Below are 18893 nucleotides of genomic sequence, written 5' to 3'. Positions count from 1 at the left end.
CGCTATTATCTCGCTCGTTCGGAGGGGTGGCAGAGTGGTTTAATGCACCGGTCTTGAAAACCGGCGTGGGTTTATAGCCCACCTAGGGTTCAAATCCCTACTCCTCCGCCATATTTAGTCAAAAACGCCGCTAATTTATTAGCGGCGTTTTTGCATTTGTGCAGTTTGAACCCTAGGTTCCTGATTCGAGGCACAACTCCTCCACCATATTTCACGGAAAAGCCATCTGCATCGATGGCTTTTTTGCTTATCTTGAAGAAATAACAACCGATTTGCTAAATACTTTACTATCGATTCAACAAGGATTTTAGGCTGATAATGCTTGGGTTATTGCTTCGTTTTTAAACGCTTTTTATGAGTATGCTATTCTGGAATCCTTTCTTTAAATATCATCTAGTTAACAATGTTGAATTTATGCTTTGCGAAATGGGGTTGTTGGGCTAAATTAGCCTTATGAACTCGTTATCCGTCTGCTGTGTTGCTTTGTTTAACGCGCGGATCGAGCTGTAAATTGTAAAAGGTGGGTTAAGTTGATTTCGATATATTTGGTTGACGATCATGAGCTTGTGAGAACTGGGATCCGCCGCATCTTGGAAGATGAACGTGGGATCAAAGTGGTGGGCGAAGCCCCTGATGGTGAGACTGCGGTGCAGTGGGCTCGCCAAAACGAAGCTGATGTGATCTTAATGGACATGAATATGCCTGGGATGGGCGGACTGGAAGCCACTCGAAAAATTCTGCGTTATCAACCCCATGCTAAAATTATTGTGTTGACTGTGCACACGGAAGATCCATTCCCGAGCAAGGTCATGCAGGCTGGCGCTTCGGGTTATTTGACGAAAGGGGCGACGCCGCCGGAAGTATTGCAGGCAATACGTCAGGTGTCTCGCGGCCAGCGTTATTTATCCCCTGAAATTGCCCAACAGATGGCGCTGAGTCAGTTTAATCCCGCCGATGAAAACCCGTTTAAGTCTTTGTCTGAACGTGAGTTACAGATCATGTTGATGATCACCAACGGCGAGAAGGTAAACGATATTTCTGAGCAGCTGAACTTAAGCCCTAAAACCGTTAACAGCTACCGTTACCGCCTATTTGCCAAACTGGGGATCAGTGGTGATGTCGAGCTAACGCGGTTAGCTATTCGCTATAAAATGTTGGATGCTGGCCATTTTTAATAGTAAGTGAATTTCGTTGGTCGATGGCTTGAGTCGAGTGAGTTCGTGGGTTAAATGTTGCTATGTTGTCTGTGTTAAGTCTGCAAAACTGTGGGTGTAAATGATGTCGAATGAATTTAACGCCCAAAGTTTTTTACGTACGGTTTCATCCTCCGCTGGGGTTTATCGCATGTATGACGTCAAGAATGACGTCATTTATGTGGGTAAAGCCAAAGATCTCAAAAAACGGCTTACCTCGTATTTTCGTAAAAACCTCGCTAATGTTAAGACCCAAGCCTTAGTCTCGCATATTCACCATATTGATGTGACGCTGACCCACAGCGAAACCGATGCTCTGTTGCTTGAGAATGATTACATCAAGCAATACATGCCAAAATACAATGTGTTATTGCGTGATGACAAATCTTATCCTTACATACTGTTAAGCCAGCACGAACACCCAAGGCTTGCTTATCATCGTGGTCCGCAGCGGGAAAAAGGCCACTATTTTGGCCCTTATCCTAACGGCGGCGCCGTGCGTGAAAGCCTGCATTTAATGCAGAAGCTGTTTCCAATTCGTCAATGTGACGACCTTTACTACAAGTCTCGCTCACGCCCCTGTTTGCAATATCAACTTTCCCGTTGCAGCGCGCCCTGTGTGGGTAAAGTCAGCAACGCCGATTACGACGAGCAAGTGAAACTCGCCAGCCTGTTTTTAAAGGGCAAAGATCAGCAAGTGATCAGCGCCTTGGTTGACAAAATGGAGCTTGCGGCTGAGCGACAAGCTTATGAGCAAGCTGCACGATTTCGCGATCAGATCATGGCGCTGCGTAAAGTCGCCGAACAACAGGAAGTATCGAATAATAAAGGCGATATGGATGTCATCGGTGTGCATTATTCGTCGGGCATCGCCTGTTTCCATTTGCTGTTTATCCGCGAGGGTAAAATCTTTGGCAGTCGCAGCTATTATCCTTCCGTGCCCGCCCAAACCGATATGGACGAAGTGCTGCGCTCTTTCATCTTGCAGTTTTATTTAAATGCGGATATTCAACGCACGATCCCAAAGGAAGTGGTGATTAGCCACAACTTTGAAGAATTACATGAACTTGAAGCGGCGGTTTCTGAGGCGCTAGATAAAAAGTTTTCGATTAAGACCAATGTGCGCGCCGACAGGGCAAGCTTCTTGCGGTTAGCCGTGACCAATGCGACGAATGCTGTGGTTACGCGCTTGTCCCATAAAAATACGGTCGAACAGCGATTTGTGTTACTTGAGGAAATCCTAGAATTGAGTGCGCCTATTCAACGGATGGAATGTTTTGATATCAGTCATACCATGGGGGAGAGCACCGTTGCCTCTTGTGTGGTATTCAATCGGGAAGGGCCGCATAAAGGTGAATATCGTCGCTATAATATCGAGGGAATTACACCGGGCGATGATTACGCGGCAATGAAGCAAGCGGTAAGTCGCCGTTTCGATAAGATTGAGGCGGGCGGTAAAATCCCTGACATTCTGTTTATCGATGGTGGGCTTGGGCAGTTGCGTATCGCCCAGAAGATAGTGGATGAAAAGTTTGTCCATTTAGATAAAGCACCGCAGCTCATTGGGGTGGCGAAAGGTGAGGGCCGTAAACCTGGGCTCGAAACCTTGATTTTAGGGGATACAGAAACCAGCTTTTCCCTCGAAGGTGATTCGCCCGCGTTGCACCTGATTCAACATATTCGCGATGAGTCCCATCGATTCGCGATAGCTGGCCATCGTAATCGTCGCCAGAAAACCCGCAATACTTCCACATTGGAATCTATTCCAGGAATAGGCCCTAAACGCCGTAAAGCTTTGTTACAGCATTTAGGTGGGTTGCAAGAAGTGAAAGGGGCAAGTGTGGCGGAATTAGTCAAAGTACCAGGGATCAGCATAGAAATGGCACAAACCATTCATGATGCATTGCGAGGGTGATAAAATTAAGGCAAGATTGGCGCTGCTTTTGACTAACTGGTTTGATCATGCCGTTTAACTTACCTATAGCATTAACTCTTTTCAGGCTTTTTTTACTGCCCATCTTTGTGGTGCTGTTTTATTTACCCTACGACTGGACCCCTTTTGTTGCCGCCTTTACCTTTTGGCTCGCGGCGTTAACGGATGCATTAGATGGTTATGCTGCCCGTAAATTGAAGCAATTAACCCGTTTTGGTGCTTTCCTCGATCCAGTCGCTGACAAGTTGATGGTGATCACAGCCTTAGTGCTGTTAGTCGATCAATACGCCAATATCTGGCTGACGATGCCAGCACTGTTTATGATAGGCCGCGAGATTGTCATTTCAGCGTTGAGAGAATGGATGGCTGAAATTGGTAAACGTGGCACTGTCGCCGTGTCTTGGATTGGTAAATATAAGACTGCCGCGCAAATGGTGGCGATTATTGGCCTAATTTGGCAATACAATCCTTTAATGACCAATGCTGCGTTTGTGCTGTTATATATCGCTGCAGTATTAACTTTTTGGTCAATGATGAGTTACATTTTAGCCGCTTGGAAAGATCTGACTGCTGAATAGTGCAATAAAAAATCAAAGAGATTATTTAGTGTGCAAGCAGTAAGTTATCGATAAAACAGCGGTTGACACTGGGTGGTAAATCGGTAGAATGCCACCCCGTAGACAAGAGGCGATGTGAAAACAAAATCTTAACGCTACTGAATATTGAAATGTGATATTCGCTCAGTTGATAAGGTGAAATACGATACCTTATTTACTTGAGTAAATAGTAAAGCAAAATGCGACATTAGCTCAGTTGGTAGAGCGATACCTTGCCAAGGTATAGGTCATCGGTTCGAACCCGATATGTCGCTCCAATATTCTTGAAGTCTGATTCTGGTTAATCCGAGTTAGCAACTATGGCGCGATGGCAGAATGGCTATGCTGCGGATTGCAAATCCGTCGATCTCGGTTCGACTCCGGGTCGCGCCTCCATAGATTAGCGTATTAATGACACGATTCCCGTCGTTAATATAAAGAGTTTGCCCGAGTGGTGGAATCGGTAGACACAAGGGATTTAAAATCCCTCGCTGGTAACAGCGTGCCAGTTCAAGTCTGGCCTCGGGTACCATTATTTTTGATGATAATGGTAAAAATAAAATCCTAAGCTTCAATAGGCTTTTATTAAAGATTTGATTGTTGTATTAAGCGTTAGCTACATAGAGTTAATAATATTTTTGACATGATTCCCGTCATTGATATTCAGAGTTTGCCCGAGTGGTGGAATCGGTAGACACAAGGGATTTAAAATCCCTCGCTGGTAACAGCGTGCCAGTTCAAGTCTGGCCTCGGGTACCAAAAAAGAAAAAGCCTCAACGAAAGTTGAGGCTTTTTTGCATCTGGATTCCCACATTTAGTCAGTATTGTTCGCGAGAGGTTTAAGGCCAAACTTGACTGACACGCTGGGTGCGCCGTTTCCGATATAAGAGATGGTCATCAATGTGTTGGACTAATATCGCTAGCTTTAGTTAGCAGGGCTTCTTGCTGCGTTCCTCGTCAGGGGAGTGCTGAAAACCATTGCATCACGTAACAGCGGTATGTTTGAAGCTGATAGCAAGCCAGTAACTATGCTGATGTAACTCTTTGTGCAGAGAAGTCAGAGCGATAAGGCGTGAGATTATTTCGGCTGAAACGCAGGTCGTGAGTTTTTTGCCTTGGTTTAACCTATTTATGCTTGAGATAAACATAGGAATATAAAACCTATCAATAAAAATCTATCGATAAAATCCTAGGCATAAAAAAGCGCCAGTAAAGACTGACGCTTTTATTAACCCTACCTTTTTATTAACGCTATAGGGTCGGTTTATGCTCGCTAAGCAAGGGAACTAATTAAGGTCTATTGCCAATCGTCGCTATTCCAGCGGTATAACCAAGTCGCTGCGAGGGGTTTATCGTCTTTCTTCAGCTGTAATCTCAGTTCGGCTACATTGGTACTTTCTGGCTCGAAGTTGACAAATACCCGTGCACCATTGATGTCAGGGTGGGCAACAATCCGAGTAGATAGGATTTTGCCTTTGCTGATGCTGGCATCGATACTAATTTTATCAATATCTTGTGGCTTGATATTGCTGAAGTCGACGAGTAACTCTTTACCCTTGCTGAGCACTTGCCCCTTCGAACTGCGGACCACTCGAGCCTTTGACGCGATCGAAGGGCTGTCGTTTGACGCTGTCATACGATAGGAATATTTATAGGGTTGATCTTTCTTTAGGCCGCCTTGCGGCTCCCAATAGGCAACTATGTTGTCGTTGGTTTCTGCATTCGATGGGATTTCAATCAACACCAGCTGACCCTTGCCCCAATCATTGAGTGGCTCAATCCATGCGGAAGGACGAAGTTGATAGTTTGCACTCAGATCTTGATAGTCTTCGAACTTACGGTGGCGCTGGATCAGACCAAAACCTTTAATATCTTCATCGGCAAAGGCGCTGACTTGCAGTTTGTTTGGATTGTTTAATGGGCGCCATAGACGTTCGCCATTGCCGCGATCGATTTGCAAGCCGTCTGAGTTGTGTACTTCAGGGCGGTAATCGGGTTTATCCGAGTTATCTAATCCACCAAATAGGAACATAGAGGTCAGCGGTGCAAGGCCAACATGTTGAATATCTTTGCGTGGGAACAGGGTTACATCCACTTCGACACGTGATGGTGCGCCAGGGTAAATACCAAAACGATAGGCACCTGTCACACTTTGGCTGTCGAGCAGGGCATGCACCACAATCGCCGTTTGGTATTTGGATGGTCGTTCAACCCAAAAACGCTTAAACAATGGATATTCTTCGCCTTTAGGCTGGGCGACATCTATCGCTAAACCGCGATTCGACAGGCCATAGGTTTGCCCTTTAGACAGAACGCGAAAATAGCTTGCGCCTTGAAACATGATGAATTCATCTTTCACTTCATCGTCATTAATGGGGTAATGCAAACGCACGCCAGCATATTGACCCAATTGGGTGATGAGTTTTTCGATGGCGTCACTGGGTACATCGAACGAGGCCTCAGTGAGTTCAATCGGTATCGCTTTGCTATTTTCGACCACATCGATGTCGACGAGGTTTTTATAGAGAAAACCCGGAGCAAAAAGCTGTACTGAAAATTTAGTGGGTGTACCGCCCCAAATCGCGGCATTTTCTTGATAATTGATTTTGCCATAGGTGGCAAAATCAAGATCGATTAGTTCTTGAGGCGCTTTCTTGGCTTCTTTAAATGGTTTTTGCGACAGTTGTTGCGCGAGTTCGACTACAGTATCGTGGGTAAAATTTTTAGATTTTTTTTCTGGGACAGGCGCAGGTGCTGCGGTTGTCTCTGCCGCTGCGGCATTGACGTTATTCATGCCGACGACGTAGACGATGGCGGTCAAGATGAAAAAAGGTAGTTTTTTGAGTAATGCCGGATAACCGGTAGGGTAATTCATCGTATGATTCATTCGCAAAATGGAAACTCCTTACTAAAATGACGCTGATTCATAGGCACAATATATGCTTCAGTCTATCTAATCCCTAAATATTAATAACTTGTCTGCTACAAAATCCTCAGTTGTGGGATCTGACTCGCTGAGGTGAGCGGTAATTTTACCTGTGTAGCAGGATATTTGTAACATAAATTATGATTTGCGCTATTTAGGTGCTGCTCTGGATACTTTGCTGCATGGTTTAGCCATTAATAACAGTAATTGCGAATGTGCTCGGCGGTAGTAATTGCTCAGTGGTAATAAATAGCTCAGTGGTAATAAAGAGTGTGGTGAAAACGCGCTTGGCTAAGTTAACTTAGCACTGATTCAATCGAGTGGCGTTGCTACAGAGTCGAGTCACCGTTAACGTTAGGATTTGAAGAAAACAGATAAGCGTATTAGGGCTCAAGCGATAGGAAGTAATAACTTAGGCTCACCGTTTTTCCTGTGAGCCTATTTAGATGCGCTATACGGCTGCTAGCTTGAATATTAGGACTTGAGTAAATTAGGCCTTGAGTAAGTGCGACAGATCGCTGCCCACAGGGATAGGGATTTCTTGCTGTTCTCCGCAGAACAAATACGCCGGTTGGTCACCTAAGAGTGAGAGTTTGTCTCCCTGACGCCACAGGGCTGAGCCTTCAACGATGCCGACCACTGGGGTTAATGGGTCGACTTTAGTGAACTCTAATAACCGCTGGGCACGGGTTTCACCATTGTGGCCCGGTGCTTGGTAATTGGAATAATGCGGATTTAGCTGGAACGGCACTAAGTTTAATGCGTTGAACGACGGCGGCTCGATGATGGGCATATCATTCGTGGTGCGAATGCTCAGTCCCGATACGTTAGAACCCGCACTCCAGCCGATATAAGGTTTACCAAGGGCGACTTGTTCACCAATCAGCGTTACCAGATCATAGCGATATAGTTGGTGCAACAAATGAAAAGTGTTACCGCCGCCGATTAAAATCCCATCGGCATCTTTTATCGCTTGTTGAGGATCGGGATGCTGATGAATGCCACTGATATCGAGTTCAAGCTCACTTAATCCTGTCACTACAGACGCTAAATAAGTGTCATAACTCATGCTGACGCCAGCATAGGGGATAAAAATCCACTTTTGCGCGTTGGTGGTAAGCGGTTTAATAAAGGGGATCGCGTGGGCAAGATAAGGTGTATCACCGACACGAGAGCTGCTCAGTAGTAGGGCATTGATTGTCATTTTGTATCCTGAAATCTCGGAGTGTGCAGGCATGTTAACAAAGATTAATCCCGATAAACATAGAGAAATAAAGCAGAATTGCGCTGTAGCGCCGATAGCCGCTAGATTTAAGTTTCGATTAATATAGTGACCCTAGACTCTCGAACCATGAAAGACAGCGCCTTTATACGAGAAAGATAACCTAATTTAAAAACTCTTTTCTTTTACCACTTGAATTTCGATTATTTGGACATATTATGTCTTTGAACAAAGTTAAATGGCACATTCTTGCCCTAAAGGAGCTGAAATGAAGCGTATATTTTTATTGATTGCGACTAACCTAGCTGTGTTGCTAGTAGCCTCAATTGTAATGTCTATTCTAGGCGTGAACACGTCTACTATGGGTGGACTGCTGGTGTTCGCTGCCATTTTTGGATTCGGTGGGGCCTTTATCAGCTTAGCCATTTCAAAATGGATGGCGAAAAAGACCATGGGTTGTGAAGTGATCACTACCCCACGTGACAGTACCGAACGTTGGTTAGTAGAGACGGTTGCCCGTCAAGCTAAGCAAGCGGGAATTAAAATGCCAGAAGTGGCGATTTATCAATCACCCGACATGAACGCGTTCGCTACAGGCCCAAGCAAAGACAATTCATTAGTGGCTGTGAGTACGGGTCTGTTATATGGCATGAGCCAAGATGAAATCGAAGGCGTATTGGCCCACGAAGTGAGCCACGTTGCTAACGGTGACATGGTGACCTTGACACTGATCCAAGGGGTAGTTAACACCTTCGTGATCTTCGCGGCTCGTGTGGTTGCTGGCATTATTAACAACTTTGTGTCGAGCAATGATGAAGAAGGCGAAGGTTTAGGCATGTTCGCTTACATGGCCGTGGTTTTCGTGCTGGATATGTTATTCGGTATCTTGGCTTCAATCATCGTCGCTTACTTCTCACGTATTCGTGAGTACAAAGCCGATGAAGGCGCGGCCCGTTTAGCGGGTAAAGGCAAGATGATTGCTGCGCTTGAACGTTTACGCCAAGGTCCAGAAAGCACGGCAATGCCTGCACAAATGTCTGCCTTTGGTATTAACGGCAAACGTTCTATGGCGGAAATGATGATGAGTCATCCTCCATTAGAAAAACGTATTGCAGCGTTAAGAGCAAGCTAATAAAGAGTGAGTTAGTTTTAAGACTCACTTGAAATTAGATCTATGACTCTCAATATCGGGCTCAAACTTTGGTTTGAGCCCGATTTTTTTATGCCTGCCATTTAACTCACATTTGATGAAGCAAAAAGGCGCCGCTATGAGAATCATCACTCCGCGTTAAACACCATCGCGGGTAAATCGCTGAAGATTCATGCGGGTTGTGCGTTCATTCTTGATGCAACAAATCATACCTGCAGTAAATTGTGTTGCGCGGTTGCTGCAAGGGCGCGATAGACCAGTGTCGTTTGCTTCGCCTTGATATTCCAATGCTGCCAAAACAGTGGCACACGCATGCGCCGCTCTGGCGTGAGCTCAATCAGTATTCCTTGATCGATTAATGGCTTAGCTTGCAGATGACCGACGAGTCCATAACCTAAGCTCAAGTTAATCGCTTCTAAAAAGCTTTCTGAAGAGGGGATAGTATGTTGCCACCATTGCCCTGGCGTCATATTGAAATATTGGGCGAGAAACTTCTCGTGCAGCTTATCTTTGGTGGAGAACACCACTGCTGGCGCCTTCGCTAACTGGGCTTGGCTAATGCCGTTAAATGGCCGAGTGTCGCTAAGCGATAGCGAGTCTCTTGGCTCACCAAAATAGCGCGCGGCAAATTCGGGCGTGGCCACACACAAATATTCCATGGTGCCTAAAAACTCACTGCTGCAACCTGCCATCGGGACCTCAGTTGTGGTGACGCAGCCGACCGCTTCACCGTTTTTCAATAGATGATGGGTGTAAGACTCGTCATCGACAATCAATTCCAATAACCAAGCATGGCGACTGAACATGCCTGCCAGCGCAGGTAAAAACCAAGTGGCTAAACTGTCGGCATTCACAGCAATACGCACTGTGGTTGGATGGTTGGGATCGTCAGCGTCCATCTCGGCTCTTAATTCACTCTCAAGTAATTGCACCTGTGAATAGTGGCGCAGCAGGCGTTTGCCTGTGGGGGTGGCGACCACGGGATTTGAGCGAATAAGTAATGACTGACCGACTTTTTCCTCAAGCTGCCGAATGCGTTGCGATACCGCCGACTGGGTGATGTGCAGTACTTTGGCGGCGCGATCGAAACCGCCTTCCGAGACGACAACGGCGAGGGCTTTGAGATTGGCGTATTCCAGCATAATCATCCTTAATCGATGTGCATTTGATGGTTATTAATTTTACTTATGATACATAAAAAACATTAGTTATATTAATTTTGTTGTTTTGACTATGCTAGCGCCTTCTTCGAACATGAGAGGTGGTTATGCAAGCGGCATTTATACAAGGTATGGGAATTGGTGGCAGTTTGATTATTGCTGTAGGCGCGCAAAATGCCTTTGTGCTCAAGCAAGGCATTAAGCGCTCGTACACGTTACCGATTGCCTTGCTCTGCTCTATGATTGATGCGCTGATGATCACTGCGGGTGTGGCGGGGCTGGGGCACATTATTGAATCTTTCCCGACCATTAAGCATGTGGCGAGTTTCGGTGGCGCCGCGTTTCTACTCTGGTACGGTGCAAATGCGCTCAAGGCGTCGTTTGTGGCCAAGGGCATTGAGATGGAGCAGGCTGATAATGCCGATACCTTCAAAAAGGCCGTGTTGACTACGCTTGGGATCAGTCTGCTTAATCCGCATTTGTACCTCGACACTGTGGTGTTGCTCGGCAGTATCAGCACTCAATTTGATGATTTACATCGACCTTGGTTTGGCGCCGGTGCCGTATTGGCATCGTTTATTTGGTTCTTCGGCTTAAGTTTTGGTGCGCGTTTGCTGGCGCCAATTTTTACTCGCCCAGCAGCATGGCGTTATCTTGACCGTTTTATATGGCTAACCATGTGGAGTATTGCCGCCGCGATTATTTGGCCCTATGTGGCAGGATAAACCGACGCTGAGATGCCATGACATGTGGGCATGGCTGAATGGTTTTGCGGATTTTTTGCTCGGTTAGACAGTATGTTGTGATATGAAAGTGAAAATTTTTCATGAAAAAGGTCCTGATTTCAGGACCTTTTCGTTATCGATTGCCGATTATTTATTCAGCCTACCGACATCAACTGACGACGTTTACACTTTACTGCCGATTAAAGCAGCAGCTTGACGTGTCTTATTCGTCGTCATATCAGCCATTAACCCGCGATTTGCGCGAGTACGACTTCATGGTGATCTTTGGTTTTAAACTTATCGAACACGTGGGCGATAGTGCAGTCGGTATTGATAAGGAAGCTTAATCTGTGGATGCCATCATAGGTTTTACCCATGAATTTTTTCTCACCCCAGACCCCAAAAGCGTCGGCGACACTGTGGTCTTCATCGCTCAATAAGGTAAAGTTGAGCGCTTGTTTTTCAGCAAATTTGGCCAGCTTAGCCACAGGATCTGGGCTAATGCCAAATACCGTCACATTATGGCTATCGAGCGCGGTTTTGCTGTCACGTAGACCGCAGGCTTGCACTGTGCAACCCGGGGTTGCTGCCTTAGGGTAAAAGTACACTAAAACAGGACCTTGCTTAAGGCTATCCGCCAGTGAAACTGACGTGCCATGTTGATCCTGCAGGGTAAATTGAGGCGCTTTTGCCCCAGCCGTTAAGGTATTCATCTATTATCCTCTGTCCTCTAAAATGGCTGTGCCTTCCATACGACGAATAGTGCAATCTAAGGTCATATCTTGGGCGAGTTGATAGATACTCTGTTCGAGCTTTTCTAGTTCAACTTTTTCAGGAATATTAATGGTCAGCGACACGTTTTGCGTCTGCTCACTGTCAGGTAATTCTTCGGAGAAAGAGCGCACTGCAGCCAGATCTAATGACCTGTCGGCAAGGAACTGAGTAATGCGTTTTATCGTGCCACGCTGGTCTTTACCCGTGAAGCGAACTTCAAGGCGAGAAAGGTAATTTTGTGGTGTGTGTTTAGAGGTACGTTTCATCACTGTCATCAGTTCTAACTCGACACAGAGACTGGGGAGCATGCTTTCAATTTTCGTTATTGATGCCCACGAGCCTGACAACATCATTATAAGGGTAAATTCGTTACCAAATAATGCCATACGGCTGTCGACGATATCGCAGTCACAGTCACTGGCAAGACGAGCTAGTTTACTTACGAGTCCAGGACGGTCGAGACCCATCGCTGTTACGACCAGGAAATTGGTCATGAATTTTCCTCACTTTTTCGATATCATAGAGCGAAAACTCAGGGTTGAAGCTGAGTTTTTGTGCGGGATGTAATGCTACCATAACTAATTCAATTTGAGAGCCCCGTTAATGCTTGTCATTAGTGGTTGGCATCAGTACCATAGCGAATCCTGAAATCTTGGGGAAAGTCAGATGATAAACGGAAGCATCGTAGCCTTAATCACGCCAATGAACAGTGATGGCTCAGTAGATTTTGCAAGTCTTGAAAGGTTAGTCGAATTCCATATTGACCAAGGCACAGATGCCATTGTGGCCGTTGGTACTACTGGCGAGTCAGCAACTCTGCCTATGTCTGAGCATGTAACGGTCGTTTCACAAACCGTTAAATTTGCTGCGGGCCGCGTTCCTGTCATTGGTGGCAATGGTGCCAATGCCACATCTGAAGCCGTTGAGCTCACCAAGTCCTTATCTAAGGTGGGTGTTGCCGCTATGCTTGGCGTAACGCCATATTATAATAAGCCAACTCCTAAGGGATTGATTGCGCATTATAAAGCCGTGGCTGCCAGCACAGATATTCCACAAATTCTTTATAATGTCCCTGGCCGTACTGCCGTTGATATGTTGCCAGAAACCGTTGCCGAGTTAGTCAGCGTTAGCAACATTATTGGCGTAAAAGAAGCGACCGGTGACTTATCCCGTGTAAAACGTCTGCGCGAACTGTGCGGCGACGATTTCCTTTTGTATAGCGGCGATGATGCCACTGCCAGAGAGTTCTTACTCTTAGGCGGCAATGGTGTCATTTCAGTGGCGAACAACATAGTGCCACAAGCCTTTAAAGCTATGTGTGATGCGGCGCTTGCCGGCAATGCTGAGCTTGCGCTGAGCATAGACACACCGCTGCGCGGTTTATACAGCACACTCTTTTGTGAAGCCAATCCTATCCCTGTTAAATGGGCTGCCCATCGCATGGGTTTGATTGAATGTGGCCATATTCGTTTACCTTTGACTGAACTTTCTGAGCAATGTCATGGTCTGTTGATAGAAGCAATGACTCGTGCCCAGATAGAGGTTAAATAATTAATGTTAAAGAAAGTCACCCCACTGATCTTAGTTGCTGCCGTTGCAGCCTGTAGTTCGCCACTCGATCGCCGTCAAGCGAATGGTACTGAAGACTATGTTCAGGCTGAGCAAGCGCCTTTGCTTAAAATCCCTGCTGGATTAAAAACACCGCCCTACAATAAAGAATTTGATGTGCCAGCATTGGGCCCTAAAGCCAATGCGACAGTCTACGGTAAAAATTTGGATATCCGCCCGCCACTGCAAGTACTGCCTATGGCTGAAGGTACTCACGTGGAAGAGGGCAGCGACAACATTAAAATCGTGGTCGAATCTATCGATAATACGGTGGACTTGAAACAAGAAATCTTTAGCAACTTAGATGGTTTCTTGGCCCAAAAAGGTATCGCTGTTCGTAGCCGTGATTTTGATAAAGGCAACATAGAAACCGATTGGATCGAAAGTCGCGAAGTGATCGAATCAAACATGTGGGGTTCAGATAAAGTTTATCTGTTGCGCCAACGTTACCGTTTCGATGTGGAAACACGTCCACATGGCCGCACTGCCAATATCGTTATTCACTTAGTTGAACACGAAGAGTTTTACGACGATAAAGCACAAGACGTGTTATTAAGCGGCGAAGATAAGCAAAGATACACGATTGATATGCTGAACAGTGCGATTGCCTACATCAGTGTTAAACGTGACCAATCTATTCAAGCGAACCGTTTGAAGCAAACCTTAGGTATCAATGTCGATTTAGTTACACCAGAAGAAGGCAAAGCCTACTGGTCTGCTAAAGCCCCTTACAAACAAGTGTGGGATCGTCTGCGTATCGTGCTGCCAGAAATGGGCTTCGAAATTGCCGATATGGATAGCGCGAAAGGATTGTACTTTATCAAGTTTGACGATAACTCAGGTTTCTGGAGTTCATTGTGGGGCGAAGATAAGTTGGCGCTAAAAGAAGGCAGCTACCGTTTACTGCTTGAAGATGGCGATACGCCTGAAGACACTAAGATCTTCCTCCGCGATGCTGAAGATCAGCCATTGAGCGATGAAGTCGTTACCAATGTGTATCAGTCACTGTCAAACCTGATGAAAGAAGAACGCAAACTGCGTTAATTTCAACGGTTGATGAGAGAAGGGCGAATTATCGCCCTTTTTTATTGGCTGCGATTTATGGATCGGGGTTTAGCTCTGAGATGGATCAGGTTTTGATGATTATCTAAGCAAACGGTGTTTTAGGATTTAATTGTCTAGATATCAATATTTTTTGAATGGTTTTAGCAATAAGCTCCGCTATATTTATTATTTTCAGAGATAATCACTAGTAACCCTCGTTATCGTACTGCATTCTGGTCACTCCGCCATGTATATCGCCAAAGACACTTAATCACACATATTTTGCGCTATTGGCGTAATTTGTAAGAAAAAGTAAAACGTATTGATGCGATGATGTGAGTGAGTAAACTAGCCGTCATTAATGCGAGTCATCCCTTGGAAGCCCGATGAAAAAAATTATTCTAATAATCGCCCTATTGGCCGCGGCATGGTTTGGATATCAAGCCATGCAACCGCAAGAGATTGCCACTGCGCAAATGAAACTCATGCCTAACGTGGTGATTGCCACCGCCGCCATGGCACCTATTCGCGATGAAGTGGAAGCCATTGGCACCAACAAAGCCGCAGAATCTGTAACCATAACCCCTAAAGTCACTGACATGGTGATAGCGCTGAAGTTTGATGATGGCGACATAGTGAAAAAGGGTGACTTGCTAGTCCAACTGCAAAATGCCGAGCAGATCGCTAAGGTTAAAGCCGCGCAAGTTAAAGTCAGTGATAATCAACGTGAATTCAACCGTATCAGTTCGTTAGTCACCAGCCGCACTGTGGCAGAGTTAGAACGCGACAGATTACAAACCCTTATCGATACCACCCGCGCAGAGCTTGAGCAGGCGCAAGCATCACTCAATGATCGCAGTATTCTGGCGCCTTTTAATGGCCGTTTAGGTTTACGCCAAATCAGTGTCGGCAGCCTAGTATCGCCCGGCACTGCGATCACTACCTTGGATGATATCTCTAAGATTAAACTCGATTTTTCAGTGCCTGAGCGTTTTATTCAAGATTTAGCCCCAGGTAAGAAAGTTGAAGCCAAAGCTGTGGCCTTTCCTGATTTTACCTTCAAAGGCGTAGTGACCTCGATTGACAGCCGCGTAAACCCAACGACGCGCACTGTGATTGTCCGCGCCGAAATCCCTAATCCTGAGCTGCGTTTATTACCGGGCATGTTGATGAAGGTCAAACTCATCAAACGTAGCCGCGAAGCCTTGATGTTGCCAGAATCTGCCATTATCCCAATCCAAAATGATCACTTTGTTTACAGCGTTAATGCCGACAATGTGATTGAGCGTAAACAAGTCACTATCGGGATTCGTACCCGTGGTTGGGTGGAAATTTTAGACGGTTTAGCCTTGGGCGAAAACGTGGTGATCCGTGGCTTATTGAAAGTCCATCCTGGGGATAAAGTGCAAACGGAGTTCGCGGAAAAGTTTAGTTATCTTGCGGATACGAGCGCGGAGCCAAGTGTATGATCCTGACTGATCTCTCGGTAAAACGTCCCGTATTTGCCTCAGTGATCAGCTTGCTGCTGGTCGCCTTCGGGCTTGTCTCCTTTGATAAATTGCCCCTGCGTGAATACCCAAACATCGATCCGCCTGTGGTGTCTATCGACACTAACTACCGCGGCGCCAGTGCCGCCGTGGTGGAAAGCCGCATTACCCAATTGATTGAAGACAGGATCAGCGGCGTCGAAGGCATTCGGCACGTGAGCTCATCGAGCAGCGATGGCCGTTCATCCGTCACCTTAGAGTTTGATATTAGCCGTAATATTGAAGATGCGGCTAACGATGTGCGCGACCGTATTTCTGGCTTACTCGACAATTTACCCGAGGAAGCCGATCCCCCAGAAGTGCAAAAAGCCAATGGCGGCGATGAAGTGATCATGTGGCTCAATTTGGTGTCGGATCAAATGACGACCCTCGAATTGACCGATTACACTAACCGTTATTTAGCCGACCGCTTTTCTGTGGTCGATGGTGTGGCGCGGATGCGTATCGGTGGCGGTAAAGTGTATGCGATGCGGATATGGCTCGACAGACAAGCCTTGGCATCGCGCAGTTTAACGGTGGCCGATGTAGAGGCTGCGCTTAGAGCCGAAAACGTCGAGTTACCCGCAGGTTCGATTGAATCTAAGGAGCGGCACTTTACGGTGAGGCTCGAGCGGGGTTATCGCACCGCAGAAGATTTCGCGAACTTAGTGATCACCCAAGGGGAAGACGGTTATTTAGTTAAACTGGGGGATGTCGCGCGGGTGGAAATAGGCTCTGAAGAAGAGCGGATTATGTTCCGTGGTAACAAAGAGGCGATGATAGGTTTAGGCGTGTCTAAGCAGTCAACCGCCAATACCTTGGAAGTGGCACGCGCGGTGAATGCGCTGGTTGATAAAATTAACCCAACCTTGCCAGCGGGCATGTCCATTAAACGCAGCTACGATAGTTCAGTGTTTATCGAAGCCTCGATTAAAGAAGTGTACCAAACCCTGTTCACTGCGATGGTCTTAGTGATTATCGTGATTTATCTGTTCCTTGGCAGTGTGCGCGCCATGTTGATCCCCGCGATCACTGTGCCCGTGTCTTTGCTTGGCACCTTTATTGTGCTGTATGCGCTTGGCTATACCATTAACCTCTTGACCTTATTGGCGATGATCCTCGCTATTGGCATGGTGGTGGATGATGCGATTGTGATGCTGGAAAACATCCATAGACGTATCGAAGAAGGGGACTCACCGCTCAAAGCCGCTTTTCTCGGTGCGCGTGAAGTGGCCTTCGCGGTCATCGCCACCACCTTAGTCTTGGTGGCAGTGTTTATGCCAATCACTTTCCTTGAGGGCGACTTAGGTAAACTATTCAAAGAGTTTGCTGTGACCATGAGTGCAGCGGTGCTGTTTTCAAGCATAGTCGCGCTAACGCTCACGCCTATGATGTGTTCTAAGTTACTCAAGCCGAGCTCGCAGGATTCTTGGTTGGTGCGTAAGGTCGACGGCATCATGACCAAAGTGTCAAACCGCTATCAATTGTCGTTAAAATCCGCCATGGCTCACCCGTTATTGATGTCGGTTTTGGTGTTGATCGCGTTAGGCTCTAGCGCTTATTTGGTCCAAAAAGTGCCGCAGGAATTTGCGCCGCAGGAAGACCGAGGCTCGTTATTCTTGATGGTCAACGGACCGCAAGGCGCGAGTTACGAATACATAGAATCCTACATGAATGAGGTGGAAAACCGTTTGATGCCGCTGGTCGACACGGGTGATATCAAACGTCTGCTGATCCGTGCTCCCCGTGGCTTTGGCCGCGCGGCGGATTTCTCTAACGGTATGGCCATTGTCGTGCTGGAAGATTGGGGTAAACGTCGCCCGGTGAAAGAAGTGATCGCAGACATTAACAAACGTCTTGCCGATCTTGCTGGGGTGCAAGCGTTTCCTGTGATGCGCCAAGCCTTTGGGCGTGGCGTCGGTAAACCTGTGCAATTTGTGATTGGCGGCCCAAGCTACGAAGAGCTGGCCCGCTGGCGCGATATCATGATGCAAAAGGCGGCACAGAATCCTAAATTACTCGGCTTAGATCACGACTATAAAGAGACTAAGCCGCAGCTTCGTGTTGTCATCGACAGAGACAGAGCGGCAAGCCTTGGGGTGTCGATTTCAAATATTGGCCGTACGCTGGAATCCATGCTGGGCTCACGCTTAGTCACGACCTTTATGCGTGACGGTGAAGAATACGATGTGATCATTGAAGGCGAGCGCGGTAATCAAAATACCGCAGCGGATCTGCAAAACATCTACGTGCGTTCCGAGCGGACTCAAGAACTTATCCCGCTGTCGAACTTAGTGACGGTGGAAGAGTTTGCCGACGCCAGTTCGCTTAACCGTTACAACCGTATGCGCGCTATCACCATAGAAGCCAGTTTAGAAGATGGTTATAGTCTAGGTGAGGCCCTTGATTATATGAATCAATTGGCGCGTGCTTATTTGCCAGCAGAAGCGGTCATCAGCTACAAGGGCCAATCCCTGGATTATCAAGAGTCGGGTAGCTCTATGTACTTCGTGTTCTTGCTCGCGCTGGGGATTGTGTTCCTCGTGCTCGCGGCGCAGTTCGAGAGTTACATTCATCCTATGGTGATCATGCTGACTGTACCGCTGGCGACCGTGGGCGCGTTAATTGGTTTGTGGCTCACGGGGCAGAGTCTTAATATTTACAGTCAGATAGGTATTATTATGCTGGTCGGGTTGGCGGCGAAAAACGGCATCTTGATTGTCGAGTTTGCTAACCAATTGCGGGATAAAGGCGTTGATTTTGACAAGGCGATTATCCAAGCCTCAGCGCAGCGTTTACGACCCATTCTCATGACTGGCATAACTACCGCCGCTGGCGCTGTGCCTTTGGTTATGGCCGCAGGAGCGGGCGCAGAAACCCGTTTCGTGATTGGTGTAGTGGTGTTGTCGGGGATTTTACTAGCAACCCTATTCACTATCTTCGTGATCCCAGCCGCCTACGGACTGTTCGCCCGTAACAGCGGATCGCCCGAAGCCATAGCCCAACAGTTAGAAAAAGAATTAGCCGAAGACTAAC

General features: G+C 46.8%; 14 protein-coding genes and 5 tRNA genes. 14 read left to right on the top strand and 5 right to left on the bottom strand.

Going from position 1 to position 18893, the window contains the following annotated elements; genetic code table 11:
• The first annotated feature begins 20 nt into the window (after window positions 1–20).
• From BM607_RS07460 to BM607_RS07425, 8 genes are all read left to right on the top strand, one after another.
• Window positions 21–111 (top strand) — tRNA-Ser (locus BM607_RS07460).
• Window positions 112–530: 419 nt separating this feature from the next.
• Window positions 531–1175, top strand: coding sequence for a UvrY/SirA/GacA family response regulator transcription factor (gene uvrY, locus BM607_RS07455; protein ID WP_006082070.1), 645 nt, complete (start codon window positions 531–533; stop codon window positions 1173–1175).
• A 103-nt stretch (window positions 1176–1278) separates the two neighbouring features.
• Window positions 1279–3108, top strand: coding sequence for an excinuclease ABC subunit UvrC (gene uvrC, locus BM607_RS07450; RefSeq protein WP_071939331.1), 1830 nt, complete (start codon window positions 1279–1281; stop codon window positions 3106–3108).
• Window positions 3109–3155: 47 nt separating this feature from the next.
• On the top strand, window positions 3156–3704 hold the full coding sequence (pgsA, locus tag BM607_RS07445) for a CDP-diacylglycerol--glycerol-3-phosphate 3-phosphatidyltransferase (RefSeq protein ID WP_006082068.1): 549 nt from the start codon (window positions 3156–3158) through the stop codon (window positions 3702–3704).
• A gap of 220 nt (window positions 3705–3924) precedes the next feature.
• A tRNA-Gly gene (locus BM607_RS07440) sits at window positions 3925–4000 on the top strand.
• Window positions 4001–4044: 44 nt separating this feature from the next.
• A tRNA-Cys gene (locus BM607_RS07435) sits at window positions 4045–4118 on the top strand.
• A 49-nt stretch (window positions 4119–4167) separates the two neighbouring features.
• A tRNA-Leu gene (locus BM607_RS07430) sits at window positions 4168–4254 on the top strand.
• Window positions 4255–4394: 140 nt separating this feature from the next.
• Window positions 4395–4481, top strand: a tRNA-Leu gene (locus BM607_RS07425).
• A gap of 538 nt (window positions 4482–5019) precedes the next feature.
• Here BM607_RS07425 and BM607_RS07420 read toward each other — a convergent pair.
• Together BM607_RS07420 and pepE are read right to left on the bottom strand one after the other, a co-directional pair.
• The gene (locus tag BM607_RS07420) at window positions 5020–6609 is read right to left on the bottom strand and encodes a glucan biosynthesis protein G (RefSeq protein ID WP_170927453.1); all 1590 of its coding nucleotides are present in this window, start codon (window positions 6607–6609) and stop codon (window positions 5020–5022) included.
• A gap of 529 nt (window positions 6610–7138) precedes the next feature.
• Window positions 7139–7852, bottom strand: a complete 714-nt coding sequence (gene pepE / locus BM607_RS07415) for a dipeptidase PepE (RefSeq protein WP_011847050.1) — start codon at window positions 7850–7852, stop codon at window positions 7139–7141.
• A 286-nt stretch (window positions 7853–8138) separates the two neighbouring features.
• Between pepE and htpX the strand changes: the two genes are divergently transcribed.
• Window positions 8139–9002, top strand: coding sequence for a protease HtpX (gene htpX, locus BM607_RS07410; RefSeq protein ID WP_006082065.1), 864 nt, complete (start codon window positions 8139–8141; stop codon window positions 9000–9002).
• Between the two features lie 224 nt (window positions 9003–9226).
• On the opposite strand, the gene BM607_RS07405 is transcribed toward htpX, so the two are convergent.
• Window positions 9227–10162, bottom strand: a complete 936-nt coding sequence (locus tag BM607_RS07405) for a LysR family transcriptional regulator ArgP (protein ID WP_071939333.1) — start codon at window positions 10160–10162, stop codon at window positions 9227–9229.
• Between the two features lie 125 nt (window positions 10163–10287).
• Here BM607_RS07405 and BM607_RS07400 point away from each other — a divergent pair, with 125 nt between their 5' ends.
• Window positions 10288–10905: a LysE/ArgO family amino acid transporter gene (locus tag BM607_RS07400; RefSeq protein ID WP_006082063.1), complete on the top strand. Its 618-nt coding sequence runs from the start codon at window positions 10288–10290 to the stop codon at window positions 10903–10905.
• Between the two features lie 245 nt (window positions 10906–11150).
• On the opposite strand, the gene bcp is transcribed toward BM607_RS07400, so the two are convergent.
• Together bcp and BM607_RS07390 are read right to left on the bottom strand one after the other, a co-directional pair.
• Window positions 11151–11618 (bottom strand): thioredoxin-dependent thiol peroxidase, encoded by a 468-nt coding sequence (gene bcp, locus BM607_RS07395; RefSeq protein WP_071939334.1) that lies wholly within the window; start codon window positions 11616–11618, stop codon window positions 11151–11153.
• A gap of 3 nt (window positions 11619–11621) precedes the next feature.
• A complete protein-coding gene (locus BM607_RS07390; RefSeq protein WP_006082061.1) occupies window positions 11622–12173 on the bottom strand; it encodes an ACT domain-containing protein in 552 nt (183 codons plus the stop codon).
• Window positions 12174–12345: 172 nt separating this feature from the next.
• Between BM607_RS07390 and dapA the strand changes: the two genes are divergently transcribed.
• From dapA to BM607_RS07370, 4 genes are all read left to right on the top strand, one after another.
• Window positions 12346–13230, top strand: coding sequence for a 4-hydroxy-tetrahydrodipicolinate synthase (gene dapA / locus BM607_RS07385; RefSeq protein ID WP_006082060.1), 885 nt, complete (start codon window positions 12346–12348; stop codon window positions 13228–13230).
• Between the two features lie 3 nt (window positions 13231–13233).
• Window positions 13234–14331 (top strand): outer membrane protein assembly factor BamC, encoded by a 1098-nt coding sequence (gene bamC, locus BM607_RS07380; protein WP_012089476.1) that lies wholly within the window; start codon window positions 13234–13236, stop codon window positions 14329–14331.
• Between the two features lie 386 nt (window positions 14332–14717).
• A complete protein-coding gene (locus BM607_RS07375) occupies window positions 14718–15800 on the top strand; it encodes an efflux RND transporter periplasmic adaptor subunit (RefSeq protein ID WP_006082058.1) in 1083 nt (360 codons plus the stop codon).
• Window positions 15797–18892 (top strand): efflux RND transporter permease subunit, encoded by a 3096-nt coding sequence (locus tag BM607_RS07370; RefSeq protein ID WP_071939335.1) that lies wholly within the window; start codon window positions 15797–15799, stop codon window positions 18890–18892. Before BM607_RS07375 ends, BM607_RS07370 begins: the two co-directional genes overlap by 4 nt.
• Window position 18893 lies beyond the last annotated feature (1 nt).

Source organism: Shewanella sp. SACH (assembly GCF_001887095.2).
GTDB lineage: Bacteria > Pseudomonadota > Gammaproteobacteria > Enterobacterales > Shewanellaceae > Shewanella > Shewanella baltica.
This window is presented reverse-complemented; position numbering and strand designations above follow the sequence as displayed.